Origin of the sequence: Vaccinium witches'-broom phytoplasma str. VAC (assembly GCF_000309405.1) — a bacterium.
Taxonomy (GTDB): Bacteria; Bacillota_I; Bacilli_A; order Acholeplasmatales; family Acholeplasmataceae; genus Phytoplasma.
This window is the reverse complement of sequence record NZ_AKIN01000096.1, coordinates 1-786: the sequence shown is the minus strand read 5'-3', so window position 1 is coordinate 786 and position 786 is coordinate 1. Positions and strand designations below refer to the sequence as shown.

General features: G+C 25.3%; 1 protein-coding gene. It reads left to right on the top strand.

The features are described from left to right. Window positions 1-565, top strand: a 565-nt coding sequence (locus RI68_RS02085) for a sigma-70 family RNA polymerase sigma factor (RefSeq protein WP_017193595.1), incomplete at its 5' end; no start/stop codon positions are given. Between the last annotated feature and the right edge of the window lie 221 nt (window positions 566-786).

The following is a 786-nucleotide window of genomic DNA, read 5'->3' as shown; positions in this document are numbered from 1 at the left end:
AAAGAATTTAGAAATACGAAATCAATTAATCGAACTTCATTTACCTTTAATAAAAAAGATAGTTCAAAAGTTTAAATATTATCCGCGTGTCCTTCAAAAAGAGGATTTATATCAAGAAGGAATTTGCGGATTAATCAAAGCCCTCAATAATTACGAAGATTTAGGTTATGGCTTCATTTCTTACGCAACTCTAACTATCAAATCGGAAATAAGAGAACTAATAAGAAAAAGCCATTCTCCTTCAATCCCACAAAAAAATCATAAAAAGGATAATCTTTCTTTTCAAGAAGAGTTTTGTGAACCATATCAAATAAATAAACTAAATCCTCATCAATTATGGTTAAAACAAGTTAATCATGAAATTTTTTTAAAAAAAATGAAAGCTAAATTAAGCGAAACCGAATTCAAAATTATCCATTTAAGTTTTGGTGTTCCTTTAGGAAATATCAACGAAGATTATCAAAGATGTTATACCAACACCGAAATAGCTGAAAAACTTAATTTATCTTTAAAACAAGTAGAAAACATTAAAAACATCGCTATCAAAAAATTAAAAAAACGTTAAAACCTATCGCTCGTCCGTAATGACGTTAAACTAGTTATTTGAAACAATAAAAAATAAAAATCAGATATACTTTCAAAGTAATCTTTTTTTTATATCAAAACCAAGTATAAAATTTTTGAAACAACAGTAATAAACGATTCCAACATCAACAAATTAGATAGTCGTTCAATACATTTGTTTTCAAAAGTTTTATTTATTAATAATGAAATTTATTTATCAAT